The sequence below is a fragment of the Pseudomonas sp. NFACC04-2 genome (assembly GCF_900119265.1).
GTDB classification, from domain to species: Bacteria; Pseudomonadota; Gammaproteobacteria; order Pseudomonadales; family Pseudomonadaceae; genus Aquipseudomonas; species Aquipseudomonas fluorescens_AA.
This window is the reverse complement of the sequence record NZ_FPJC01000021.1, coordinates 36182-58149: the sequence shown is the minus strand read 5'-3', so window position 1 is coordinate 58149 and position 21968 is coordinate 36182. Positions and strand designations below refer to the sequence as shown.

General features: G+C 58.8%; 31 protein-coding genes. 23 read left to right on the top strand and 8 right to left on the bottom strand.

Going from position 1 to position 21968, the window contains the following annotated elements; all coding sequences use genetic code 11:
* The first annotated feature begins 5 nt into the window (after positions 1-5).
* From BT125_RS29760 to BT125_RS23020, 5 genes are all read left to right on the top strand, one after another.
* Positions 6-1097: a hypothetical protein gene (locus BT125_RS29760; protein ID WP_072410700.1), complete on the top strand. Its 1092-nt coding sequence runs from the start codon at positions 6-8 to the stop codon at positions 1095-1097.
* A gap of 380 nt (positions 1098-1477) precedes the next feature.
* Positions 1478-1807: a phage tail protein gene (locus BT125_RS23040; protein WP_072410811.1), complete on the top strand. Its 330-nt coding sequence runs from the start codon at positions 1478-1480 to the stop codon at positions 1805-1807.
* A 57-nt stretch (positions 1808-1864) separates the two neighbouring features.
* Positions 1865-2398, top strand: a complete 534-nt coding sequence (locus BT125_RS23035) for a glycoside hydrolase family 19 protein (RefSeq protein WP_072410688.1) — start codon at positions 1865-1867, stop codon at positions 2396-2398.
* Positions 2399-2765: 367 nt separating this feature from the next.
* Complete coding sequence (locus BT125_RS29750) at positions 2766-3023, top strand: hypothetical protein (RefSeq protein ID WP_072410683.1); 258 nt, start codon at positions 2766-2768, stop codon at positions 3021-3023.
* 24 nt (positions 3024-3047) lie between these two features.
* Positions 3048-3614 (top strand): DUF2514 family protein, encoded by a 567-nt coding sequence (locus tag BT125_RS23020; protein WP_072410681.1) that lies wholly within the window; start codon positions 3048-3050, stop codon positions 3612-3614.
* A 133-nt stretch (positions 3615-3747) separates the two neighbouring features.
* Here the strand turns inward: BT125_RS23020 and BT125_RS29545 are convergent, their stop codons facing one another.
* The 8 genes from BT125_RS29545 to BT125_RS22980 form a co-directional block, all read right to left on the bottom strand.
* On the bottom strand, positions 3748-4221 hold the full coding sequence (locus BT125_RS29545) for a hypothetical protein (protein WP_177344972.1): 474 nt from the start codon (positions 4219-4221) through the stop codon (positions 3748-3750).
* A gap of 13 nt (positions 4222-4234) precedes the next feature.
* Positions 4235-4972, bottom strand: a complete 738-nt coding sequence (locus BT125_RS23010; RefSeq protein ID WP_072410679.1) for a hypothetical protein — start codon at positions 4970-4972, stop codon at positions 4235-4237.
* An 88-nt stretch (positions 4973-5060) separates the two neighbouring features.
* Positions 5061-5270, bottom strand: coding sequence for a hypothetical protein (locus tag BT125_RS23005; protein ID WP_072410677.1), 210 nt, complete (start codon positions 5268-5270; stop codon positions 5061-5063).
* A gap of 125 nt (positions 5271-5395) precedes the next feature.
* The gene (locus tag BT125_RS29540) at positions 5396-5992 is read right to left on the bottom strand and encodes a hypothetical protein (RefSeq protein ID WP_177344971.1); all 597 of its coding nucleotides are present in this window, start codon (positions 5990-5992) and stop codon (positions 5396-5398) included.
* Between the two features lie 4 nt (positions 5993-5996).
* Positions 5997-6176 carry a helix-turn-helix transcriptional regulator gene (locus BT125_RS22995; protein ID WP_072410675.1) on the bottom strand — a complete coding sequence of 60 codons (180 nt, stop codon included), beginning with the start codon at positions 6174-6176 and terminating at the stop codon, positions 5997-5999.
* A 53-nt stretch (positions 6177-6229) separates the two neighbouring features.
* Positions 6230-6481 carry a hypothetical protein gene (locus tag BT125_RS22990; RefSeq protein WP_072410673.1) on the bottom strand — a complete coding sequence of 84 codons (252 nt, stop codon included), beginning with the start codon at positions 6479-6481 and terminating at the stop codon, positions 6230-6232.
* A gap of 36 nt (positions 6482-6517) precedes the next feature.
* Positions 6518-6823 carry a hypothetical protein gene (locus BT125_RS29745; RefSeq protein ID WP_371857823.1) on the bottom strand — a complete coding sequence of 102 codons (306 nt, stop codon included), beginning with the start codon at positions 6821-6823 and terminating at the stop codon, positions 6518-6520.
* 945 nt (positions 6824-7768) lie between these two features.
* Entirely contained in the window at positions 7769-8122 is a 354-nt protein-coding gene (locus BT125_RS22980) for a DUF6124 family protein (RefSeq protein ID WP_072410669.1), read from the bottom strand.
* Between the two features lie 536 nt (positions 8123-8658).
* On the opposite strand from BT125_RS22980, the gene BT125_RS22975 reads away from it, so the two are divergent.
* From BT125_RS22975 to BT125_RS22890, 18 genes are all read left to right on the top strand, one after another.
* Positions 8659-9393 carry a LexA family transcriptional regulator gene (locus BT125_RS22975; protein WP_072343527.1) on the top strand — a complete coding sequence of 245 codons (735 nt, stop codon included), beginning with the start codon at positions 8659-8661 and terminating at the stop codon, positions 9391-9393.
* 466 nt (positions 9394-9859) lie between these two features.
* Entirely contained in the window at positions 9860-10042 is a 183-nt protein-coding gene (locus BT125_RS22970; RefSeq protein WP_072410666.1) for a Com family DNA-binding transcriptional regulator, read from the top strand.
* Between the two features lie 20 nt (positions 10043-10062).
* Positions 10063-10707: a hypothetical protein gene (locus BT125_RS22965; RefSeq protein WP_072410664.1), complete on the top strand. Its 645-nt coding sequence runs from the start codon at positions 10063-10065 to the stop codon at positions 10705-10707.
* Positions 10708-10757: 50 nt separating this feature from the next.
* Positions 10758-11108 carry a phage holin family protein gene (locus tag BT125_RS22960; RefSeq protein ID WP_025212143.1) on the top strand — a complete coding sequence of 117 codons (351 nt, stop codon included), beginning with the start codon at positions 10758-10760 and terminating at the stop codon, positions 11106-11108.
* 36 nt (positions 11109-11144) lie between these two features.
* Positions 11145-11657, top strand: a complete 513-nt coding sequence (locus BT125_RS22955) for a hypothetical protein (RefSeq protein ID WP_072410662.1) — start codon at positions 11145-11147, stop codon at positions 11655-11657.
* Positions 11658-11660: 3 nt separating this feature from the next.
* Positions 11661-12272, top strand: a complete 612-nt coding sequence (locus BT125_RS22950) for a phage baseplate assembly protein V (RefSeq protein WP_072410660.1) — start codon at positions 11661-11663, stop codon at positions 12270-12272.
* 10 nt (positions 12273-12282) lie between these two features.
* Complete coding sequence (locus BT125_RS22945; RefSeq protein WP_014336817.1) at positions 12283-12615, top strand: phage baseplate protein; 333 nt, start codon at positions 12283-12285, stop codon at positions 12613-12615.
* Entirely contained in the window at positions 12612-13607 is a 996-nt protein-coding gene (locus BT125_RS22940; protein ID WP_072410657.1) for a baseplate J/gp47 family protein, read from the top strand. The genes BT125_RS22945 and BT125_RS22940 overlap by 4 nt, the downstream gene beginning before the upstream one ends.
* Positions 13604-14239, top strand: coding sequence for a phage tail protein I (locus tag BT125_RS22935; RefSeq protein WP_072410655.1), 636 nt, complete (start codon positions 13604-13606; stop codon positions 14237-14239). Before BT125_RS22940 ends, BT125_RS22935 begins: the two co-directional genes overlap by 4 nt.
* Positions 14240-15787, top strand: a complete 1548-nt coding sequence (locus BT125_RS22930; protein ID WP_072410653.1) for a phage tail protein — start codon at positions 14240-14242, stop codon at positions 15785-15787.
* Positions 15788-15868: 81 nt separating this feature from the next.
* Entirely contained in the window at positions 15869-16306 is a 438-nt protein-coding gene (locus tag BT125_RS22925) for a phage tail protein (protein WP_072410651.1), read from the top strand.
* Between the two features lie 90 nt (positions 16307-16396).
* Complete coding sequence (locus BT125_RS22920; protein ID WP_072410649.1) at positions 16397-16606, top strand: hypothetical protein; 210 nt, start codon at positions 16397-16399, stop codon at positions 16604-16606.
* A gap of 2 nt (positions 16607-16608) precedes the next feature.
* Positions 16609-17775 (top strand): phage tail sheath protein, encoded by a 1167-nt coding sequence (locus tag BT125_RS22915; protein ID WP_072410647.1) that lies wholly within the window; start codon positions 16609-16611, stop codon positions 17773-17775.
* Complete coding sequence (locus BT125_RS22910) at positions 17775-18281, top strand: phage major tail tube protein (RefSeq protein WP_072410645.1); 507 nt, start codon at positions 17775-17777, stop codon at positions 18279-18281. The genes BT125_RS22915 and BT125_RS22910 overlap by 1 nt, the downstream gene beginning before the upstream one ends.
* A 210-nt stretch (positions 18282-18491) precedes the next feature.
* Positions 18492-19067 (top strand): phage tail assembly protein, encoded by a 576-nt coding sequence (locus BT125_RS22905; RefSeq protein ID WP_072410642.1) that lies wholly within the window; start codon positions 18492-18494, stop codon positions 19065-19067.
* A gap of 128 nt (positions 19068-19195) precedes the next feature.
* Positions 19196-21376, top strand: coding sequence for a phage tail tape measure protein (locus BT125_RS22900; RefSeq protein ID WP_072410632.1), 2181 nt, complete (start codon positions 19196-19198; stop codon positions 21374-21376).
* Entirely contained in the window at positions 21376-21759 is a 384-nt protein-coding gene (locus BT125_RS22895) for a phage tail protein (protein ID WP_072410629.1), read from the top strand. Before BT125_RS22900 ends, BT125_RS22895 begins: the two co-directional genes overlap by 1 nt.
* The gene (locus BT125_RS22890; protein ID WP_072410627.1) at positions 21752-21964 is read left to right on the top strand and encodes a tail protein X; all 213 of its coding nucleotides are present in this window, start codon (positions 21752-21754) and stop codon (positions 21962-21964) included. The genes BT125_RS22895 and BT125_RS22890 overlap by 8 nt, the downstream gene beginning before the upstream one ends.
* Positions 21965-21968: the final 4 nt, after the last annotated feature.

Below are 21968 nucleotides of genomic sequence, written 5' to 3'. Positions count from 1 at the left end.
TTCCTATGCCCTGGTACAAAACGGGGACGGTTTCCGTCACCCTGAATTCCAACGCTGTAACAGGTACAGGCACGGCCTTCATCGTGAATTGTCGGGTCGGTGATGCATTTCGCGGCCCGGATGGCCGGTGGTATGAAGTCACCAACGTGGCCAGCAATACGGCTATGTCGATCGATCCGGCGTACCAAGGCACAACCGCCGCCGCTGGCGCCTACGCACTGGCACCGATGCAGGGCTATGTAAAAGATTCTGCTGACGCACTGCGTGCAATTGTGAACACCTATGGCGCCAAGCTCGCCGCGCTGGGGACCACGGGCAATTACGACATTTTGCCAGTGACCAAGGGCGGCACCGGTGGCGCCACCCAGGCGGACGCACAGACAGCGCTGGGATTGGTGAAAACGGCCAATGCCTACGACACCACGGCGGGCAGGATGTTGAAGGTCGCAGACTTTGGGCTCGGCTCCACCGGCTCAAGTTACGACGGTGCCACCAGCATGGACACCTTCTTCACGGCCAATCAGATGTTCACTTCGTCCATCGCCACGCCGCCAGGACACAACCAGCCGCTGCTGGGCACCTACCCCATGGGAATGCATCTACGTAGATCCAGTATCGTCGAGTCTCAACTTGTTCTGGGTTGGGGCGCTCAGGGGGCTCTGGGATTCCGGCTAAAGACGGACATCAGCACCTGGGCGCCTTGGAGAAAAGTCTACGACACCGTTAATTTGGTTGGACCGGTTTCCCAGTCCGGAGGCATTCCAACCGGCGCGGTAATCGAGCGTAATAGCAACGGGAATGGGGAGTATGTGAAGTATGCCGATGGAACGATGATCTGTTGGCAGTACAACAGGGCGATATCAGCTGTTGCCATCTCTACAGCGTTCTTTGGGGGGTTCAGAAGCGCAGATATAAACATTAGCTTCCCTACCCAGTTCTCCGAAGCTCCTGTCGTTCAAGCTACGACCGCCACGTGTTTCGGAGTGCTTCCATACAGCGCTACCGGCAGCATTTTTACATCCAATTTTTTGTCCGTCTCATCTCAGGCGAGCGCGGACAGAAACATAAAATGGATAGCAATCGGGAGGTGGTTTTGATGAAAATCATACTGAGTCCTCAGCGACGTGACGATAATTTGGTTGCTGTAAAAACGGGTGATGTGTTGATTCTGAACAACGTTCGTTTTGACTTTTCTCCAATTGATGAGGGTGACACACTGCCATTCAATGCAATCGAATCTCATTGGTTTCCTGGCAACATAGAGCGGAATAACGGTGAGTTAATTCTAACGCTGCTGTTTCCCAACCCTATAAATTACAGTCAGGCGCAGGCTTTTCCTTTGCCACTGCTGGATGTGCCCGATGGAGTGGTGGTTTTCCCTGGTCCGGACCAAGCGGAATACGTCCCACCGCAACCCGATCCCAGTGCTCCGATCGCGACCGGTGTGATCGACTGGACCAAGCTGATCACCAGGGCCATGAAGGATGCAGCGACAGCGGCCGCACAACTGTCTGCCGCGAAAACCGAGCTATCAGCTAGGAACGCAAAAGCCCTGGCCCAAATCGAACGAATTCAAGATCGCGTCGACACCATCGGTTTTGGCATCGACATCGGTGAAGCGACTCCCGAGGACGAAGCTGAGCAGGCCGCCCTGGCCGCGCCGCTGAAAGCCTGGAAGGTCTACAAGTACGCCTTGGGCAAGGTCACCACGCAACCCGGATGGTTTGAATCCCCAATCTGGCCGGCGGAGCCGCCCATCCCTGAAATCATCGCTGCGCCGATGTTGGCCGCCGCCGAATCGATCTGACCCGCGCTGCGCACTGCAACCCGCCATCGAGCGGGATTTTTTTGTCTGGAGAAAAGTATGCCGATCACCGAGCAGCAGTTGCTGCAGATCCTTCCGAGCGCCGGCCGTAATGCTGGCGTTTTTGTTTCTGCACTGAATACGGCCATGAACCGCTACGGCATCGTGGGTACAGCGCGCGTGGCGGCATTCATTGCCCAGGTCGGGCACGAGTCCGGCCAGTTGCGTTGGGTGCGCGAGATCTGGGGCCCCACGGCGCAGCAGGCCGGGTACGAAGGCCGCGCCGACCTGGGCAACACCGTAAAGGGGGACGGCTTCAAGTACCGTGGCCGGGGCCTGATCCAGATCACCGGTCGTGCAAACTACGCGGCCTGTGGCGAGGCGCTGGGCCTGGACCTCATCGGCAACCCTGAGCTTCTTGAGTTGCCGCAGCATGCGGCGATGTCTGCCGCGTGGTTCTGGTCGACCAAGGGCCTGAACACGCTGGCGGACGCCGGCGCCTTCGACAAAATCACCCGCAGGATAAATGGCGGACAGAACGGCGCGGAGGAGCGTCGGGAGCTGTACGCACGAGCGCTGGAGGTATTGGAGTGAGCCCCGCAGCGCTCAAGGCGCAGGTGGCTGGCGTCCTGGCATTGCTACTGACTGCTGTGGGGGCGGGGTTTGGTGGCTGGCTAGTCGCCGGTCATTATCGACCTCTGTTGGATGCGGCTAACCGGGACCTGGCCCAAGTCACTAGTGCCCGGGATAACCTCGAGGGCTTGGCTGCCGAGCAGGGCCGCAAGCTAGGGGAGCTGGTCCAGGCTGGTGAGTTGCGAGAGCGAGCTGCCGCTTTGGCCCAAGAGAAAGCACGGGATGAAGCCCGGCCAGACTACGCCGCGGCGAACAGAATCCTGCGCGAGCGGAGCGGAGGCGATCAATGCTCTGCTGCCGAAACAGTAATTGATCAGGAGCTTGGCTTATGAAAAGGTTACTGCTGGCCATGACGCTGGCTTTAGCCGGGTGCGCCGGCAATCCGCCTGAGGTGCGGACAGTTAGGGTTGAAGTTCCCATGCTGGTTCCATGCAAAACCGAAGAGGTTGTAAGCCCTGCTTGGGCTGCTTCAGGGATTCAGAAGTCTGATCCTCTTGAAGTCAAAATCCGGGCATTGTTGGCTGAGCGTCGACAAAGGATAGGTTATGAGCGTGAGCTCCTAGCAGCAACGAGAGCATGTCAATAGGATTGACTATTCAGGAGATATACCGTGTCAGATTTAAATTCAGTTCTTGAGAAAACGCGCTCCATTGCGACCATCTTGTCCGCGATAGCTATCCCGGCTGTGCTGGGCTTAGTTGGATATACGGTGCAACAAAGCATTGCAGAAGATGGCATAAAAAAAGATTACCTTACAATGGCGATGAATATGCTCAGGGAAGGAGGAGACAAACTTGATCCATCACTGAAAGTTTGGGCTACGACAGTAGTGTCTAAATATTCACCTGTGCCTTTCACGCCAGAAGCACAAAATCGATTAGGAGCAGCAATTTCCTTAGAGCCATACATTCCGCCCCTTCCAGAGGTCGCCAGACAGGTAGACCTTGGTGCTATCTGTGCTGAAGGGTGCAGTGCGGCAATGATGAGAAAGTATGATGGCTGGCAAAAGGATTTAGCTAGTAAAAAAGGAGATGAGGCAATTAAGGTACTTCAGGATATACTTGATAAATCAATACAACAGAACGTCGAGCTTGCAGGGGCTCTTGATCGGGCAACGATCGCTGGCAACGCGTGCACTGACTCTTACGACGCAGTGCGTGGTGTGCTTGAAAAGTAATTAATTCATCTGCGTCCAGGCTCGTCGGAACTAGTTCCGGAATATTATTTTATCGTAGCGAGGGATAGCAATCTATTCCCGCCGTCTATGACGAATATCGAGCTGATCGCGCTGAAGGCATGCCAGGCGTATGTCAGGGAGCTGATCCCACGATAGGCGTGGGAATCCGTCCTATCATCGGCCACCGGTCGTGAATCCAGGCGTACTCATCAGGCGGCGAGGTGGTGACGACGTAGACCCGTCGGTTCTCGTCCTCGCCCAGCACCAGGCATTCCAGTCCGAAGCCTTCGTTCATGTCGAACCAGTGCGAAACCCGCTCCCCATCCTTCTCCATGTAGCGCTGCACGAGCCCCAGGGCCCGTTGCGGGTGATACTTCTCCCACCCGCCACGCTCCACCGTCTCCAGCTTCGCCCATCCTCCTGATGGGCCGGTGCCTTTCTCCTCACGGCGCCGGCCCCATCGCACCCATCCAAGGTCGGTCCCGTCTTCAAGCACCACGGGAAACGCAGCCTTGGGGTTCGGGAAGTACACCTTCACCCGTTCATACGCTCTGTTTTTGTCCGCCGCCTCAACTCCGCCGCACATTACGATCCCCTGATTCTGCATTTCTCAGTGGACCCTAGCCATTCACAGGAAGTTTGCTTGAGCATCGAGGCTTTTCGACGAAGCCCAAGCCGCTACAAGGCTCGCAGTCCTCGCGTACGCCGAACTGATCCAGGCACTTCGAGCATTGGACAAACCTTGCCAGTTCCAGCAAAGGCCTGAGCCTCTGCACGATTTCAACATCCCGGTTCTCTGTCGCGACCTGGACAACATCGACCATCCATCGATAGACATCTGGGTCATCAATCGCTTCGTACACCTTGCCCGAGACCATTCGTTTCGTCTCAATCAGGTCGAACTGTCGACCGTCATCCATCGTCAGGATGAGGCCTACTATGCGCCCGGTGGCTGTGGCGAAGCTGTAATTGAGTACCAGCCCCGATTTGTCCCGGTAGACTTTTCCATCATAGGGACGCGGCTTGTCGCCGCAGCTTTCTTCCAGGCGAAGGACTGAATGAAATATCGTCCCGATCCTTGGGCCGCCATCCCGGGGCACCACGTCATATCCACATGCGCCGCGGTACATGACTGGGTTTGACTGCAGCTCCTCTACGGCGTGCCAGTAAGCGGAATCCGCCATTTCATCCATTTCCAACTGCTGCATGCGGTCAATCAAGCCTTCCTCGGCGAGCCTGGCGCTGGTTTCATGCAGGCTTGATCTGTGAGCCTCAGGGTTTTCCATTCGGAATTCGTGGTCATCAAGGGTCGTTCGCCAAAGCTGAAGTCTCAGCGCTTTGGCTTGGTCAAAGTTCATGGTTAGGATCGCTGGCTGACTACTGTTTGGATGTACAGTAATCGAGGCGCAATAGTGCGGCGAGGACTGAGCGACGAGTTGCTAGCCGTCAGTCGGGAGACATCATGATTGCCAGGCTCATTTTGACGAACTCTTCATTCAGGCTGATCGTTGCCAAGGCGCCACGTACGTTCTCAGCAACCTCGGCAGATCCTTGCCGCTCGGCCCAGTTGGTCAGTTCCATGATGGCAGCTTCCAGGGCGAGCTGATTTTCGTTGATCCTGAATAGGAGGGAGGGAAGAAGGTCAGAATTGGACATTTATGGACTTCTCGTTGTCCCGTAGGCGGCCCTGGCAAGCCAACCTAAGGTCGGCGTCTCGCGGTTCAGGCTGCATGCCGATTGGGGTAGGGGGCATTCGTCATAGCTACGCGCCGAATTCTCTTTCACTCGAGCATAGTGATCACCGGCCGTTGCGATCCCTTGCGAGGAGGCTTTATCGGAACTCGTTTTGCTTGGGCGTGCACCGATCTAGGTGAAATCGATTCCCACGCTTTGGCACCCGGGCTCGCCTGTATTCGTGAAACCCATTGTTTTTCTGCCCATTCGTTATATCTCGCCAGGCTGTACATGATCCGTCCGCGCTCCTTGAGCCAGACTCCTTCCGGAATAATTCCTTCTCGCCGCTTGTGCTCCAGCGCTTTGGGGGTGGTTCCGATCAGCTCGGCTAGCCTCTTCTCATGAATCTTGTCGCCGGTGAGCTCAGGCACCCCCTGCGAGGTTTGGACTAAAGGGGGCGGGCTGAGTGAAGATTTGCTTATCTTGGAAGAGGGCGACCGCAGGAGGGGCTGCTTTAATACTTCGCGACTTTTCCCGTTTACCACCCACTCTTCAAATCCGTGCACGTCGATCAAAATCCGATTGTCAGGAGCTCGTCTCCACACTTGATCTTCAATCCACGTTCCATCAGCGATCTTCGATCGTATTGCCGCCTCAGTGTATCCGACCTCGTTAGCAAATTTTCTGATGGTCAAATAGCGCATATTTTCACCAGGGCTGATCTTTGTTCGGCGTGAACGAACCCATCCATTCAACGATTGCCGACTGACGCCAAGCAACTGAATTGGGGCCTATCCTGACTTGCTTTGGAAATGTGCCTTCCCTGATGCGGCGATAAACCGTGTTACGGCCAAGGCCAGTGACGTGAAGTACCTCGTCGAGGCGCATGAAGCGATCAATGCTGTTTGTTTCGGCTCTGCTTGGCACGGGCTGCTCTCCCTTCAGCGAAGAGTTACGAGCGTCGGCTGCGGCCGGCGCTTCCTGCCCACTTTCGGCGTCTTGTTCTCGCCATCCCGGCAAGCGCGCAGGAACTCCTTCACATCATCCTTGAGCCAGCAATGCCTGGCGCCCATCTTAAATCCCTTCGGCAGCCAATCCACGCCGCGGCGAATCCCTTCTCTTACCGAGGCTTCAGTTCGCCCGAGCATTTTTCCTAGGCCTGCTACGTATACGACCTCACACTCATCATCCATAGGGAACCTCCCCGGCAACGCATGCTTGGATCCTGATTAGAGCTTCCGTTTTCGTTTGCCCAAGATCGTTTCTATCAATCTTTCAAATTCTTCCTTTGTTGCGTGAGCGGGCGCCGTTTTCCTAGTGGCCGTTCCGGGCTGCGCGCGCGACATTGGCCGTACGGCGGAGCCCAACTGTTGCGTGGGCGCGCATATCGGCGGATGTTTTTCGATAGCGTTGGCGGCAATATACGCATCAGCCCAGGCATCTAGCTCTAGGCGATCGAAGCCGATACCCAGCTTTCCGATTGGGAACTCCTGAACGTTGGGCCGTACCGTCCTGTTGAACTCGTCCCGGCACATACCCAGGTAGGATGGCGCTTGAGAGGCCCTAAGGATTCGGGGTTGAACAAGTGGTTTGGTCATGGGGCGCACGCTTTCACGCTTTATGGGAGGGTACGGCCGCCTCTTGCTGCGCAGCGAGCGCCAATCCGATTAAACAAATAGGGGCCGTACCTTTGCTTGAGAGTAGCAGGCGACAACATGCTTCGCGAATGCTGGCTGGTATGACGATCAGTCGGAAGAGCGGCGATCTGGACGAATCAACAGTGTCTCGTCGCTGAAATGAGTTGATAGCGCACGGACCAAGCCTAGGCTCCGTCGTTATGGTTTTTCGGGGGATATTGAGATGGGTAGGGGCGCCGACGCGTGTCTAAAACTACCTCAATCTATCTTGGTTTTATTGGCCGAAACACACGCGAATTAAGCCAAGAGTTTTAGACGAAAAATGTCTGCAGCCCTTGTAGTGCACCGCCTAAGCCACTCTGAAGCTCATACTGCTGCATCATCGGCGTGTGGGAGGACAGGTCGTTCACGGCTGTATTCATGGGGTGTCAGGCAAGCTCGTTGAAAGGTGTGGGGCAAAAGGAGGGGCATTGGCCCGGCTTTTCCGCGATGGGCGCAAGGTTAACATGGGTGGTCTGGTGGGACCCATATGTGAGTGGTTTTGGGAACGTGTGCATATCCGTTGTTGCGGTAACGGCTGCTTAGGGTTCCGCCCTGACGGCGGGTCGAGGCGGCCTGATAGCCGACCTGATGCTTGGTGGGACTGCGTTTCCCCTGTGGGAGCGGGCTTGCTCGCGAAGGCGGCCTGACAGCCGACCTGTTTTTCCGGTTGTACCCCGATCCAACTGTGGGAGCGAGCTTGCTCGCGATGACGGCTGCCAATACTACTTAGTTGTAATTGGACTACCGCTATCGCGAGCAAGCTCGCTCCCACAATGATTACTCGGGCTTCTCTTAGAAGGCCTACCTCACTTCAACCACATCCAACGCCCGATTCGCCAGCAACTGGCCCAACTCAATCATCTGCTGGACCCCCAACCCGATATGTCGTCGCGAGCCCTCCAGGTCGAATGCCAGGTCGCTGACCATGGCATTGGCCGAGGCCAGGGTTTCGCTGAGGTTGGCGAGCAGGCATTCGGCGTCGATGTCGGGGGCGATGATGAAAAGGGTGTCGGGTGTGTCGCAGGTGTTTTTGTCGGCTTTCGGCTTGAGGTAATAGTCCAGGGCGCGGGTGGCCGCGTCATCGAGTTTCTTGGCGTTGGCCGACTGGCTGCGGGAGACGTGATCGTCTGGGGGATTTGGAGTGTTCTTCGGCATTCTATGGATCCTTGAAGTTGAGCCACCACTCACTCGCGACTAAACGAGGGGCGGCAGCTGTACGCAGGTTAGTCGACCGGGGATCCAAGAAACCGGCGCGCCCGAGGGCGCCCTGCGCACAGCTACCATCAAGTGCAGGAATAGAAGTACCTGACTGAATGGAGCAATAAGCACCTTGGAATACCGAGCGACTAAACCCGATCACTGATGGGCAGTGACGAGAATCAAAGTACCGATGGGATCCAAGGTGGACAAGCCGGCGGATTCTGGCGCAGTTGTAGGCAGAGGCGCAAGGCGATGTAGCCTGGTCGCACATTTGAAGGACGGGGGCGGAGCCTTTTCCTAAGGGAGTGTAGGGCGATTCCGTGGCGAGGGAGCTTGCTCCCGCTGGGCTGCGCAGCAGACCCTTTTTGTGGGCGCTGCGCACCCAAGCGGGAGCAAGCTCCCTCGCCACAATGAATTCAAAAGGCTTGAAATTGCATATTTATGCAAAACAGCATTTGTCTTCTGCGAAAAGAACAAGCACTATGCGCGTTATGCAAAAACGCAACGTTTCTACCGTATTAAGAGCATTGCTCGATCAGCACGGGATCTCCCCCACGGAGCTTCACCGGCGTACCGGCGTGCCTCAGTCCACCCTCTCGCGGATCCTCAGCGGCAAGATCGTCGATCCTTCGGATAAACACATCTCGAAGATCGCCGAGTACTTCGCCGTGAGTACCGATCAGTTGCGCGGGCGCGCGGACGTTGCGCCCGCCGGCAATGCCCGCCGCGATGAGCCGCATTCCGAACTCAAGGACATAAGCCTGTGGGACGACGAGACACCCGTCGAAGAAGACGAAGTGTCGGTCCCTTTTCTGCGCGAGGTTGAATTGGCTGCTGGATCAGGAAGATTCGTCATCGAGGAAAGCGAGCGCTCCAGCCTGCGCTTCGGCAAGCGCAGCCTGCGGCATAACGGCGTGCAGTTCGACCAGGCCAAGTGCGTGACGGTGCGCGGCAACAGCATGTTGCCGGTGCTGCGCGACGGTGCCACGGTTGGGGTGAACGCAGGCAAATGCGGGATCGGCGACATCGTCGACGGTGACCTCTACGCCATCAACCACAACGGCCAACTGCGGGTGAAGCAGCTTTATCGCCTGCCCACCGGTATCCGCCTGCGCAGCTTCAACCGCGACGAACATCCGGATGAGGACTACACCTTCCAGGAAATGCAGGATGAGCAAATCGTCATCCTCGGCCACGTCTTCTGGTGGGGCATGTACGCCCGTTAACCCCTCCGCTGTCAGATAAAACCCGCCGTCGTGCGGGTTTTTTTCGCCTCCAGAAAACCCACTACCCCCCGTATTTACGAGGTTTTATGCGTCTACGCATTCCTCGTGCATAAATAAATGCATTTACGCATTGACTGTATATGCATCCATGCATATTCTGTGTCCAAGCCGCTCGACAAAGCGGCTGGCAACAAAGCTCTTTAGTTCCACCAACAGGCAGCGATGAACCGGCCTTAACGGTTCAGAGGGTTGGCAACTGACCCGGGTGTGCAGCGTAAAGCACCAGAAGCAGTTATCCGGCGGGCAGGGACCGCGGCCGGAGGAACAATTTGAATGGATCCGTACCGCGCCAGTCGCGCCGAAAGATCAAGCGCATTACTGAAAAGCCTGGGCGACCGGGCTTTTTGGAATGCCTGCACCGTGAGGTGCGTTCAAACACATCACCGCCGCCAATGGAGGGCTTTCAATGCTGAAGGATTTCAGATGCGGTCACTGCAAACGACTTCTGGCTCGCATGGGCGAGAACACCGAACTCCAGATCAAATGTTCCCGGTGTGGGACGTTGAATCATGTGAAGGCCGTTGCGCCTCGAGTGAACGCCGACGAGCGAACAGCGTGCGGAAGAGACCCAGCACTCCGTACCCAATGACATTCATCGAGGTAAGAAAAATGAAAATGCTCAAAAAAATCCTCCTGGCGACTGCGTTTCTATCGTCCTTCGTATCTCTGAACACCTGGGCTGATACGGCCATGTCGTGGAACCTGGCCCGGGACATGTACCTGATGACCGAAGCCGCACCGGCCGGTTCGCCCTGGTCCTTCATGCAAAACAAATCGGGCGTGAATGCCTCGGCAAACTACACGCTCTTCCCTGCGTTCCAGGCGGGGACATGTAATGGCAAGCCGACCACCTGCTGGCGGGACGATGCTACGGGAGCCTGGATTTCCATTCCCAACGCAAATTTCACCTTCACGGGTTCAGGCACCAGTTTCGTATTCAAGCAGGGCGACGTAGCCACACATCCCGGCACCAACAGCCAGAGCATCTTTCGCTGGGCCAGTCCTGTCACCGGCAACATCAACGTGCTGGGTCGGGTCAACGACCTGCATAACGCCTGCGGGGATGGGATTGGCTGGTCGCTCAACCTGGGCGACACCGTGCTCCAGTCCGGAAGCCTGGCAAACGGCGGCAGCACTACGTTTATGTTGAATAGCGTAGCGGTTACGCCGACGTCTTCGCTTTATCTGGTCATCGACCGGAAGGCCAACAACTCCTGCGACGCGACCAGCATCGACATGCTCATCACTCGATAAGCGCGATTGGGCCCCTTAACTTCAAACCCTTACTCCCCAGGAAACGAGACATGACAAACGAGCAACAAGCGTTGCTGGACATGCCGATCTGGCTGGTCATCGTGCTCGCCCTGGTGGGCGGGGTGTCCGGCGAGATGTGGCGCGCTGACAAGGAGGGCGCCCGTGGCTGGCCGTTGCTGCGCCGCGTGGTGCTGCGCTCCGGTGCCTGCGTGGTCTGCGGGGTTTCGGCAACCATGCTGTTGTATGCCCTCGGCATGTCGATCTGGAGCGCTTGCGCCCTGGGTTGCCTGACCGCCATGGCCGGTGCCGATGTGGCGATCGGTCTTTACGAGCGCTGGGTCGCCAAGCGGATCGGCGTTTGCGAAGTGCCACCGCGGGACCTTCCTCCCGACCAGCCGTGAACCCACACCGCTGATCCATACACCAGGAGGCGATCAATGCCCGCCCTCATCGAAAAACCGTCGCAGCTGTTCGCCGCCATCGCCCAGACGCTGCGCATCACTTACCCCACCTTGAAAGTCGGTAGCCCTCAGGAATTCGATGGCACCGATGACCAACCCTGGGTGCTGATTGCCATTGAGCGCGATGCGTCAGGCAACCGCGCCAATGACGGGCGTATCGCCCATGTCCTGACGGTTTCCCTGCAAGTGGTCATGGCCGTTCCAGGCTGGGAGGCCTGCGATCTGGCCGGTGAATTGAAGCACTTGGTCGTGGATAACCGCTGGGGCCTGTCCGGTGATCAATGCGATCTGCCTACGGAAATCGATGGCATCGCATCCACGTTCATCCACGAAGCACGGGTGTACAGCGCCTGGAGCCTTTCCTTCAACCAAACCCTGTACCTCGGCCCGACGCTGCTGGAGGACCCGTTGGGCATCCCGAAATTTGCCCGTACCTGGGAAGTGTCGAACATCGACGACCCGGATCAATACACCGCACTCGAGGGCTGAGCCATGTTCGATGGGCTGTTACAGATGCATCTGGGGCCGATCATCGAGCGTCTGGCACAGATGGAAACCGAGCTGGAAGACCTGCATCGGCGTGCGGAGAGTTTCTGCCGCATCGGCGTTTGCCAGGAAGTCGATGCGGCCAGCAACACCTGCAAGGTCAGCCATGGCGGGTTGCTGACACCGGCGATCCGCTTTTTCAATCCGAGCGCCGGCGCCCAGAGCGAGTCGCGGATTCCGTCCGTGGGCGAGCAGTGCCTGTTGCTGAACCATGGCGGCGGCGAGAGCGGCGGGCAGGCGGTGGCGTTGTTCGGCCTCAACGGCGGTCAGTTCCCGCCCGTCTCGACGCAGGCTTCGCTGACGCGGCGCCTCTATCAGGACGGTACGGAAAACGGCTATGACCACGCCAGCCATGTCCTGCATTGGAAAAACGGCCCGGCGGCATTCAGCGGTTCCCGTGAAGCCCTCCAACTGAGCATCGGCCCGTCGCGGTTGGCGATGACAGCCGAAGCCATCGAATTGCAAGTCGGCGCCGTCGGCATTCGGCTCGACGCTTCCGGTGTGCACCTGAGCGGCCCGGTGGTGGATCACCAGGGACGCGTCATCAGTACCGCATAGAGATTTCCTCATGATTGGAATCGATCGAAATACCGGCGCCACGGTCGACGACTGGCTGCAGTTCGTGCAGCGCGCCACCCGTGCATTGACCACGCCGTTGGGCACTCGCCAGAAGCGCCCGTTGTATGGCTGCGCACTCACTCAGTTGCTGGGGCAGAACCTCGGCGACGACCTGCTGATCCTCGCCCAGAGCCACGCGGCCCAAGCGTTCTACAACCCGGACAATGGCATCGATGATTTCGAGCCGCAGGTCATTGTCGCCAGCCGGCACGGTGCCGGATTGCTGCTGCGTTTTGCCGGCACCTGGAAAAACCGCAAACAGACTTTCGAGGTGGTGACATGAGCATGTTGATACCCGGCCAGAACCAACTGGCCGAACCGGCCATCGTCACCGTCGACGCATTCGAGGACCTTCTCGCAGAGTTCAAAACCTTCGTGGTTGAGTACGTCGCCGCACGTTCTCCCGCCAGCGCGGCGAAGCTGGTGGACAGCCTCGAAAACGAAAGCGAACTGCTGACCCTGGCCCTCGAGGCGTTCTGTGTCCGGCTGCAAACCCACGAACGCAAATACAACGCTCGCATCAAGCAGATGCTAGCGTGGTGGGCCACCGGGACCAACCTCGATGCCCGCCTCGCGGACATGGGCTTGGAGCGGCAGTTGCTCGACCCGGGCGACCCGGCGGCGTTCCCGCCTATCCCCCCGGTCTACGAGAGCGATGACGATGCGCGGTTGCGTTACTACCTGGCGCCCCACGCCCCGGCAGCCGGCTCGCGCATGCAGTATCGGCGGGAGATTTTCACCCTCGGCGAACGGCCAACGGTGAAGGTGGAGAGTACCGCAGGCGGTGTCGTGAACGTGACCTACACGTTCGATCCGGATGGTCTCGCCGCGCAAGTCAAGGACGGCAACGGACGCCGGACAGCACCGGGTGAAGTCACGGTCACGGTGCTTTCCCGCGAGGGCGATGGCACACCGTCCGAAGCGCTGCTGAACGGTGTTCGCCAGCACTTCGCTCGGCCTGATGTACGACCGGAAACCGATCTGGTCATGGTGCAGGCCGCGCAGATCAAACCTTACAAAATCCGCGTCGTGGCGAAGATCAATGCCGGCCCGGATTCGGGCTTGACCCAGGTTGCCGCCGAACAGCAGTTGCGGGAATACGCCGAGGCGTGTCATCGACTGGAAGGTCGGGTGGACCCGAGCTGGATCGACTACACGTTGCACAGTGCCGGCGCGGTTCAACTGGAGATTCTCGAACCGCTCCAGCCGATCGTGACGACGGCTTTTCAAGCCCCGTACTGCGCGGGCGTCGAGGTCGAGGTGGAGACGTTATGACTGACGACACACCCCGCCTGAGCCTGCTGCCGATCAACAGTTCGCCACTGGAACGGGCCCTGGATCTTGGTTTCGCCCGGTTGCTCGAACGCATCGATCCGCCGTTTCCCGAGCTGATGAACCCGGCGGCCACGCCCCTCGCATTCCTGCCGTATCTCGCGGCGGACCGTGGGGTCAGTGAATGGAGTTCTGCGGCGCCCGCAACTGAAAAGCGCCTGACCGTTGAACTCGCCTGGCCCACCGCACGGCAGGCCGGAACGCGAAAGGCGCTGGAAAATGCCGCCAAGGGTTTGCAACTGATGCCTGAAGTACGCGCCTGGTATGAGCAAACGCCACCGGGCCCGCCCTACAGTTTTTCCGTCAGGGCGTTTACCGAGCAACCCTACAGCGAAGCCATCGACGCCCGTCTCGACCGTCGCCTGGCCGATGCCAAGAGCGAGCGCGACACCTTGACGGTGTCTGTCGGCTTGAGGGCCTTTGGCCGCCACGTCATAGGCGCTGCCACGCTGTGCGGCGAACTGACCACGGTTTATCCAGTTGTCATCGAAGGGCTCGAAGCCTCGGGCCAGGCCTTCATGGCCGCCGGGCTCTACACCGTCGAAACCTCCACAATTTATCCACAGGGGTCCTAAATGGCCGACTACTACACCCTGCTCACCGATGCGGGGATCGCCTACGAAACCGCCTGCAAGGCGGCGGGCACACCGATCAAGCTGTCGCAGATTTCCGTCGGTGACGGCGGCGGCGCGGAATACAACCCGGCCGCAACGGCGACGGCACTCAAGCGCGAAGTCTGGCGTGGGCCGCTCAATGCGCTGTTCCAGGATGAGAAAAACCCGAGTTGGTTGCTGGCTGAAGTGACCATCCCGCCGGAAGTGGGCGGCTGGTATGTGCGAGAGGCCGGGCTCTGGACCGATACCGGGATTTTGTATGCGATTGTCAAGTATCCGGAGTCGTTCAAACCGGTGTTGGCGACTTCCGGTTCAGGGAAAGAGTTTTACATTCGGTCGATTTTCGAGACCAGCAATGCTGAGTCGGTGACGTTGCTGATTGACGATACGGTGGTCAAGGCGACGCGGGCCTGGGTGCAAAGCTACGTTGCCGATGAGCTTGCCAAGCTCGACAGGAAACAGTCTGTGCGGGTGGCGACGACCATCAATGTTGTCTTGAGTGGCGCGCAAATGATCGATGGAGTGGCCGCCGTCGCCGGGGATCGGGTGCTTGTTAAAGCCCAGACGTTGGCGAAAGACAATGGAATCTATGTGGTTGCAAACAGCGCATGGATTCGTGCGAAAGATGCCGACGCAAGTGCCGAGGTTACCTCGGGGTTGATTGTCTCGGTTGAGGAAGGGACGACATTTGCTAATACGATCTGGCAGTTGATAACCGATGGTGTGATCGTGCTAGGTACTACGGCGCTGAGTTTTCAGAACATCACTCAAGGGTTTGCGCCGATTAATTCCCCAGCTTTCCAAGGAGCGCCTACAGCTCAAACAGGGGCTCAGTTTGATAACACGAACAAGCTTGCTACAAACCTGTTTGTGCAACGAGCTCTGGGTAATCTTAGTGCCGCTATAGCTATTACCGATACGATCAGCCTGACGGCTGCGCATTGTGGCTTCCTACTGGTAGGGTCCGTTGGACTTCTTGGTAAAATTGTTACGTTGCCACCTATCAGTGGGCTGCCAACCGGCGCGACGATTCATTTTTCTGCCGGTGTGGCTGATACCACTATTGCGGCAGCAGGGTCCGACATCATAGGTCCGAACGTAGGGGCAACGGGTTCAACCATCACCTCGTTTTCAATTGAGGCGCTTGATTCAATCACTCTTGTGAACGTCGGATCAGGCTGGCGAATGGTTGGCGGTTCTCACCTTAACAAACACAGTAGCCAGTTTGGCGCTAGTCTCGCGGCCAATGGCTATCAGAGACTCCCGAGCGGTCTGATCATCCAGTGGGGCACTGCCGGGACTACAAACGGATTTGGTACATGGACTTACCCGATAGCATTCCCAAACGCAGTGTTTCGTGTGTTTGCCAGTAACGACGCCACGGCTTCTGGTGGCAGCATGTACGCATGTGGTGCTCATCCATCTGGAAGTTCCAAAGTATCAGCCAGCATCGCGAGTCAGTTGGCGACTGGGGGCGACGCCATCTTCCTGTTTGCCATCGGTTACTGACATTCAGGATAAGGAACTCCTAACAAAATAAAACTACTTTATCAGTCTTGGATACAGGGACTGTGAGTGTGAGGTGAGAACGTGACTCTTTTTTCAAGCAAGACAACGGGTGGTTTCTACGATGACTCCATTCACTCTGCTGCTCAGATCCCCGAAGATGTAGTCGAAATAACCCAAGAGCGACATATGGAGCTTCTTGAGGGACAGTCCAAAGGGAAGCGGATTTCAAGTGGCGAAGATGGTTATCCAATACTTGTCAATCCACCTGAACAGTCGCCTGAGTCTTTAGCAGCGATTGAGCGTGTATGGCGTGACGGCCAGCTTGTTGTGACCGATGGCATGGTTGCCCGGCATCGAGACGAGCTGGAGGAGGGGCGAGAGACCACTCTTTCTGTCGAACAGTACTCGGAGCTTCAAACGTATCGACGAACGCTACGCAACTGGCCGGAGCGGAAAGAGTTCCCGTTGGTCGATCACCGTCCGATAACACCGTCCTGGCTGCTTAAACAGCCCCAATAAACGCCCCGCCCCGACGGGGCGTTTTCTTATCCGTCCAACACCCAACAGCCCCTTCTCAAGGGGCTTTTTCGTATCTGGAGAACCAAAAAAATGGCACCACGCCAAACCTACACCGTGCTCCTCCCATTCCCCATCGGCGGTGGTCACTGGTCGACCACCGGCCAGGAACTCGACCTGCTCGACGTCGAGGCCAACGCCTTGCGCAGTGCCGGTCGCCTGGAGCTGAAAAAAACCGAGGCCGGCGAATCGGTCTCCGTATCCACCCCGGCCAAAAAGGCCGCCACCAAGAAGGCTGAATAACCATGGCTGAGGTTTTGAACTTCGAGCACAACGGCATTACCGTCAATGCCACTGAATCTCCCGAGGCCATGGGTGGCCTGGGTGACAACGTCGTCGGGCTGGTCGGCACCGCGCCGAATGCCAACCCGCTGATTCCGAAAAACACCCCATTCCGCATCAACAGCTTCACCACCCAGGCCCAGTTGGACCCGACCGGTGCCGAAGCGGGGACGTTGTTCCATGCCGTCTACCAGATCCTCAAGGTGGTCAAGGTGCCGGTGTACGTGGTCATCGTCGAAGAGGGCGCCACGCTGGCCGACACGCAGAACAATGTGATCGGCGGTATCGAGGCGCAGACCGGGCGCAAGCTGGGCTTGGCCGCGTTGAGTGGGGTCGCTGAAGACCTGACCATCATCGGCGCGCCAGGCTTCACCGGCACCAAGGCTGTGGCCAGCGAGTTCGCCTCGTTCGGCAAGCGCATCAAGGCCCGTGTGGTGCTCGATGGCAAGGACGCCGCGGTCGCCGACCAGGTGACCTACAGCCAGGAACTGGGCGGCGCGGACCTCGGTTTCGACCGTTGCCTGGTGGTGCACAACATGCCGGCGGTGTACTCCAAGGCCGCGAAGAAAAACGTCTTCCTGGCGCCGTCGAGCCTGGCCATCGCGGCCCTCGCCAAGGTCAAGCAATGGGAGAGCCCGGGCAACCAGGTCACCTACGCCGAAGACGTTTCCCGCACCGTCGAATACAACATCCTCGACACCTCCACCGAAGGCGATTTGCTCAACCGCTACGGCGTCAGCTACTACGCCCGGACCATCCTCGGCGGCTTCTCGCTGCTGGGCAACCGCTCCATCACCGGCAAGTTCATCAGCTACGTCGGCCTGGAAGATGCCATCAGCCGCAAGCTGGTCAAGGCCGGCCAGAAAGCCATGGCCAAGAACCTGACCAAGTCGTTCATGGACCAGGAGGTCAAGCGCATCAACGACTGGCTGCAAACCCTGGTCGCCGACGAAACCATCCCGGGCGGCAGCGTGTACCTGCACCCGGAATTGAACAGCGTCGAGAAATACAAGAACGGCACCTGGTACGTGGTCATCGACTACGGCCGCTACGCGCCGAACGAACACATGATTTATCAACTCAATGCCCGCGATGAAATCATCGAGCAGTTCTTGGAGGACGTTCTCTAATGTTTACCAACCGCGTAAGACAGGCCATCGCGGCCACCCTGCAGGGCCTGCCGTTGTCGGCGACCGTGGAAGACTTCACCCCGCCGAAGATCGAATTCGAGATGGAAGAGATGCGTGGCGGCCGTTTCATTGGCGAGGAGATGGCCAAGGCCGGCAAAGCGCTGACGGCCAAGCTGACACTGCAAGGCCTCGGTCCGGAAGTCATGCTGGCGCTGGGCGTGAGTGTGGGCGACGACATTCTGCTAAACGTGCGTGAAGCCGGCCAGGATCAGGACGGCAACACCTGGTTCACCTACCACACGGTGGGCGGCAAGTTGAAGTCCCTTGAGGAAACGACGCTGAAAATGAACGAGAAGCCCAAGACCATCCTCGATCTGTCCTGCCGCACCTACAACCGCCTGGAAAACGGCGTCCCGGTGATCGACATCGACGTACGCACCCAGAAGTTCGTGCTCAACGGCGTCGACATCCTCGGCGATGCTCGCCGTGCGGTGTTGTTGCCTTAAACACCGCAGTACTCGCAATGCCGGTCAGTTAAACGCAGTCCCTGTGGGAGCGGGCTTGCTCGCGAATGCGCCAGCACATCCAACATTAATGTTGCCTGACCCACCGCTTTCGCGAGCAAGCCCGCTCCCACAGGGGAATCCGCCCAGCCAGAGATTTGCGATTACTGCCCCGTGTTGCGCCTTCCCAGTATTCATCAAGGAACTGATTCCATGTCCTGGACGCCTCCCGTTCACGTCTTGCTGTCGCCGATCACCGGTGACGACGAAACACAGATCGAGCAACTCACCCTCAAGCCGCTGTACTACGCCGCGCAAAAAGACGCCCTGGCCCGTGCCGGCGATGACGAAGACGATCAGTTCTTCGAGTTGGCCAAACTGGCCACGGGGCTGTCGGTCAAGGAACTCGACCAGCTCAAGCGCCCGGACTACGTGAGCATTGCGCAATACGTGCATGAAATGTCCACCCTTCCGACGTCCCACTTCCTGGAACAGGTGGCCGGCGCACCCGCCGACCCTGACCAGGTACAGCTGCTGCAACCGCTCGACGTCGCGGGGCGCAGCATGACTTCGCTGACCCTGGAAATGCCGGTGCTGCGGGCCACCAAGGCGATGAAAAAACTGAAGACGGCCAAGGAACGCGCCGAGTTCATCACCGCCCATTGCACCGGCCTGATGATTCCCGATCTCGACCGGCTGACCGTGCCCGACTGGACCCAGTTGCAGGTGCGCATCGACGATTTTTTAAACAAACCGGCGGACTTCTTTCGGAGCGCGACATCGAAGTGATCCTCGATGTGGTGCCGCTCATTTACTCGGTAAGTGAGGCGGAAATCCTGGAGTGGGACGCCGGCAAGGCCTTGCGCCGCTACGACATCGCGATCACTCGCCTTGGCGTGAAACAGGAGTAGAGCGGGATGGCGGACGATAGATATTCGCTCAAATACGCAGCCTTCAACGAGAGTGGGTTGGCGTTCGGTAATACCAGCCTCACCAGTGGCGTGTCGGCGCAAGGCGCGTTCGCCAGGGATCAACTGGCAAGCCTCGATCTGGCGCTGGAAACACTCGGGCTCAAGCTCGGCCTGCTGACCACGGCAATCGAGTCGCTGACCGTGAAGCTGTCGGCGCAACGATTGCTTTCCCAAACGATGGGCGCCGACGCCAAGGGCGAGTCGGCCAGTGAGCCAAAGGGCAAGCCGAGTGGCGGTATCGAACCACCGGCGTTGCTCAAACCCGCGATAGCGATGGATTCGGCCATGGCCGATCTGAAAAAGGCCACCCAATTCGGGCCGCGCCAGGTTCAACAGGTGGCTGAGTCAACCCAGCAGATCGCCACCGCACCGCTGGTGGCGGCCAGGGGCACCACGGCGGTTGAAGTGGTGAGGATGCAAAGCCTGGCGGCCAGCAAAGGCATCGGTAGCGATGTGCACGATGCCTCTGAGCGGCAGTTGGCACTGTCGCGTTTTGCCTCGGACGCTGGCGTCACTGCAACGGCGTTCGAGATGCCGGCCATGAAGGCCGCCGAAATGCTGGCCGACTGGCGCATTTCCATGAAGCTCAGCGGTGCCGAAGCCTTTGACTTGGCGGATGCCGCCAACCAGTTGGGCAAGCTACCCGATGGGGCGAAACCGGCTGAGATCGGTGCGGTCTTGCAGCGTGACGGTGCGGCGGCGACGGCGGCAGGCCTGGCCCCTGCACAAGCCGCAGCGTTGACGGCGGCGTTGCTCAATACCGGTACCCAACAAGCTGAAGCCGGTGTGGCGCTGGATAGTTTCACGACGGCCCTGGGCAAGGCTGACCAGACTTCCGCCACCGAGCAAATGGCCTGGAAACAGCTGGGCCTGGAGCCCAAGGCGGTGGCGAGCGGTTTGCGTGATAAGGACACCGCGCCTGGCACGGTGATGACGGTGCTGGCGGCGTTGAACGCGCAACCGGCCGAAAAGCGCTCGACCCTTGCCGCCACACTATTCGGCAATGGCGATGAGGCGGTGCTGCGCATGGCGCAGAAACTGCCCGATGTGAACGCCGCCTTCTCGCAGGTGAAAGACCCAGGCCAATACGCCACGTCGCAATTGGGCAACGACGGCTCGGTGCGGCAGGACGCGTTGGCGCTGTCGAACACCCGGCAAGGCCAGTTGAACATCCTCAATGCCCGTAACGAGCGTTTGTCGGTGACCACGGGAAACGCCCTGATGCCTGTGGCGGACAACTCGTTTCAGTGGCTGGGCTCGCTGACCGATGGCCTGAGTGAGTTGGCTGAGTCCTCCCCTAAAGCCACCGCGGCCATTGTGCTGCTGGGGGCGGCGATCAAACCGCTGGTGGGGGCGCTGCTCAAGGCCGTAGCGGATGAGATGTCCAATCAGGTGGCCAAGCGGGTGTTGGGCAAGGCCGCTCCGCACCTTCCCGGCCGACTGGGCGAGGTGATCTCCGAGGACTTCAGGAAAAATCCTCCTGGGGACAAGCTGGATACAAGCAATGCCAGCCAGCGTCCCGAATCCACGAGAGGGCCGAAAATACGCGTCAGTACACGAGGCTCGCGGGGAGGCGCAGGGCGTTTTTCATTCGGGCCCACGGCCTCATTACGCTCGATGACGCGCAACGCACCCGGCCCATTGAAAGCCGTCGGCGCCGTCGCTGATGTGGCCGAGGGTGTGCTGACCGGCGACAAACGGATGATGGGCGCAGGCCTCGGAGCCGCGGGTGGCGGCTGGGCAGGCGCTGCTGCGGGGTCTGCGGCCGGTGCCGCTTTGGGCAGTGTCGTTCCGGTGATCGGCACTGCCATCGGGGGGGTGATTGGCGGGCTGCTGGGCGGCTGGCTGGGGAGCGATGTCGGCGCGTCCCTGGGTGAAAAACTCGTCGCCCCCGCCGACAGGCTCGCCGCTCCAGACCAGATCAGCAAAGACCTGGCCAGCACCCAGACAACCACACAGCAGAACACCATGACCGCGAACATCTACATCAACGGCCAGGATCAGGCCAGTGCCAGTCAGTTGGCCAACCTGGTCGTGCAGCAGCTCTCGGGCCAATTCGGCTTAACGACCATGCCCAGCCCACTGGCCATGCGCAGTGACGCCGCCCTGACCGACGGAGGTACGTGATGCGTCAACAAATGGCACTCGGCAGTTTCATCTTTGGGCTGTCGAGAAAGTTTGCGTACCACCAGTTGGTACACACGTCGGACGGTGGCTGGAAAAGCATCGACATTCTCACCAGTAAACCCAAGTCCAGCCAGATCGGCCAAGGCCTGCAAGGGCTGACGATCACGGGCAAGTCGATGTACGCGACTGCCATGGATCGTCTCGATGAGCTGCGCGCATTGCAGGCGCAGCGCATCCCGCTGCCGCTGGTCGATGGCATCGGTCGCAACTGGGGTCTGTGGCAGATCAACAAGGTCACGGAAACCCAGACCGAAATCATCGATGACGGCACGGCGATGGTGGTCGGCTGGGTGGTTGAATTGATGGAGTTCGCCAATGCGTAGGGTTCGAAGTATCGCCGGTGACTCGGTGAATCTGTTGCTGTACCGAGAGCTGGAGCGTTGTGACGATATCGTCGAGGAGGCGCTCTGGCTGCTCAATCCGGAGTTGGCTGAATGGGGCCCGGTATTGTCGGCGGGCGTATGGGTTGTCTTGCCGGAAGTGGACCTCAAACCCGTGGCAACCCCACCGGTTTCGGCCTGGGATTAAGGAG

Bases quoted from the DNA above. Each gene is read 5' to 3' on its own strand.
- BT125_RS29760 (WP_072410700.1), top strand. From the start codon at position 6: ATGCCCTGGTACAAAACGGGGACGGTTTCCGTCACCCTGAATTCCAAC.
- BT125_RS23040 (WP_072410811.1), top strand. From the start codon at position 1,478: ATGAAGGATGCAGCGACAGCGGCCGCACAACTGTCTGCCGCGAAAACC.
- BT125_RS23035 (WP_072410688.1), top strand. From the start codon at position 1,865: ATGCCGATCACCGAGCAGCAGTTGCTGCAGATCCTTCCGAGCGCCGGC.
- BT125_RS29750 (WP_072410683.1), top strand. From the start codon at position 2,766: ATGAAAAGGTTACTGCTGGCCATGACGCTGGCTTTAGCCGGGTGCGCC.
- BT125_RS29545 (WP_177344972.1), bottom strand. From the start codon at position 4,221: ATGCAGAATCAGGGGATCGTAATGTGCGGCGGAGTTGAGGCGGCGGAC.
- BT125_RS23010 (WP_072410679.1), bottom strand. From the start codon at position 4,972: ATGAACTTTGACCAAGCCAAAGCGCTGAGACTTCAGCTTTGGCGAACG.
- BT125_RS23005 (WP_072410677.1), bottom strand. From the start codon at position 5,270: ATGTCCAATTCTGACCTTCTTCCCTCCCTCCTATTCAGGATCAACGAA.
- BT125_RS29540 (WP_177344971.1), bottom strand. From the start codon at position 5,992: ATGCGCTATTTGACCATCAGAAAATTTGCTAACGAGGTCGGATACACT.
- BT125_RS22995 (WP_072410675.1), bottom strand. From the start codon at position 6,176: ATGCGCCTCGACGAGGTACTTCACGTCACTGGCCTTGGCCGTAACACG.
- BT125_RS22990 (WP_072410673.1), bottom strand. From the start codon at position 6,481: ATGGATGATGAGTGTGAGGTCGTATACGTAGCAGGCCTAGGAAAAATG.
- BT125_RS29745 (WP_371857823.1), bottom strand. From the start codon at position 6,823: ATGTGCCGGGACGAGTTCAACAGGACGGTACGGCCCAACGTTCAGGAG.
- BT125_RS22980 (WP_072410669.1), bottom strand. From the start codon at position 8,122: ATGCCGAAGAACACTCCAAATCCCCCAGACGATCACGTCTCCCGCAGC.
- BT125_RS22975 (WP_072343527.1), top strand. From the start codon at position 8,659: ATGCAAAAACGCAACGTTTCTACCGTATTAAGAGCATTGCTCGATCAG.
- BT125_RS22970 (WP_072410666.1), top strand. From the start codon at position 9,860: ATGCTGAAGGATTTCAGATGCGGTCACTGCAAACGACTTCTGGCTCGC.
- BT125_RS22965 (WP_072410664.1), top strand. From the start codon at position 10,063: ATGAAAATGCTCAAAAAAATCCTCCTGGCGACTGCGTTTCTATCGTCC.
- BT125_RS22960 (WP_025212143.1), top strand. From the start codon at position 10,758: ATGACAAACGAGCAACAAGCGTTGCTGGACATGCCGATCTGGCTGGTC.
- BT125_RS22955 (WP_072410662.1), top strand. From the start codon at position 11,145: ATGCCCGCCCTCATCGAAAAACCGTCGCAGCTGTTCGCCGCCATCGCC.
- BT125_RS22950 (WP_072410660.1), top strand. From the start codon at position 11,661: ATGTTCGATGGGCTGTTACAGATGCATCTGGGGCCGATCATCGAGCGT.
- BT125_RS22945 (WP_014336817.1), top strand. From the start codon at position 12,283: ATGATTGGAATCGATCGAAATACCGGCGCCACGGTCGACGACTGGCTG.
- BT125_RS22940 (WP_072410657.1), top strand. From the start codon at position 12,612: ATGAGCATGTTGATACCCGGCCAGAACCAACTGGCCGAACCGGCCATC.
- BT125_RS22935 (WP_072410655.1), top strand. From the start codon at position 13,604: ATGACTGACGACACACCCCGCCTGAGCCTGCTGCCGATCAACAGTTCG.
- BT125_RS22930 (WP_072410653.1), top strand. From the start codon at position 14,240: ATGGCCGACTACTACACCCTGCTCACCGATGCGGGGATCGCCTACGAA.
- BT125_RS22920 (WP_072410649.1), top strand. From the start codon at position 16,397: ATGGCACCACGCCAAACCTACACCGTGCTCCTCCCATTCCCCATCGGC.
- BT125_RS22915 (WP_072410647.1), top strand. From the start codon at position 16,609: ATGGCTGAGGTTTTGAACTTCGAGCACAACGGCATTACCGTCAATGCC.
- BT125_RS22910 (WP_072410645.1), top strand. From the start codon at position 17,775: ATGTTTACCAACCGCGTAAGACAGGCCATCGCGGCCACCCTGCAGGGC.
- BT125_RS22905 (WP_072410642.1), top strand. From the start codon at position 18,492: ATGTCCTGGACGCCTCCCGTTCACGTCTTGCTGTCGCCGATCACCGGT.
- BT125_RS22900 (WP_072410632.1), top strand. From the start codon at position 19,196: ATGGCGGACGATAGATATTCGCTCAAATACGCAGCCTTCAACGAGAGT.
- BT125_RS22895 (WP_072410629.1), top strand. From the start codon at position 21,376: ATGCGTCAACAAATGGCACTCGGCAGTTTCATCTTTGGGCTGTCGAGA.
- BT125_RS22890 (WP_072410627.1), top strand. From the start codon at position 21,752: ATGCGTAGGGTTCGAAGTATCGCCGGTGACTCGGTGAATCTGTTGCTG.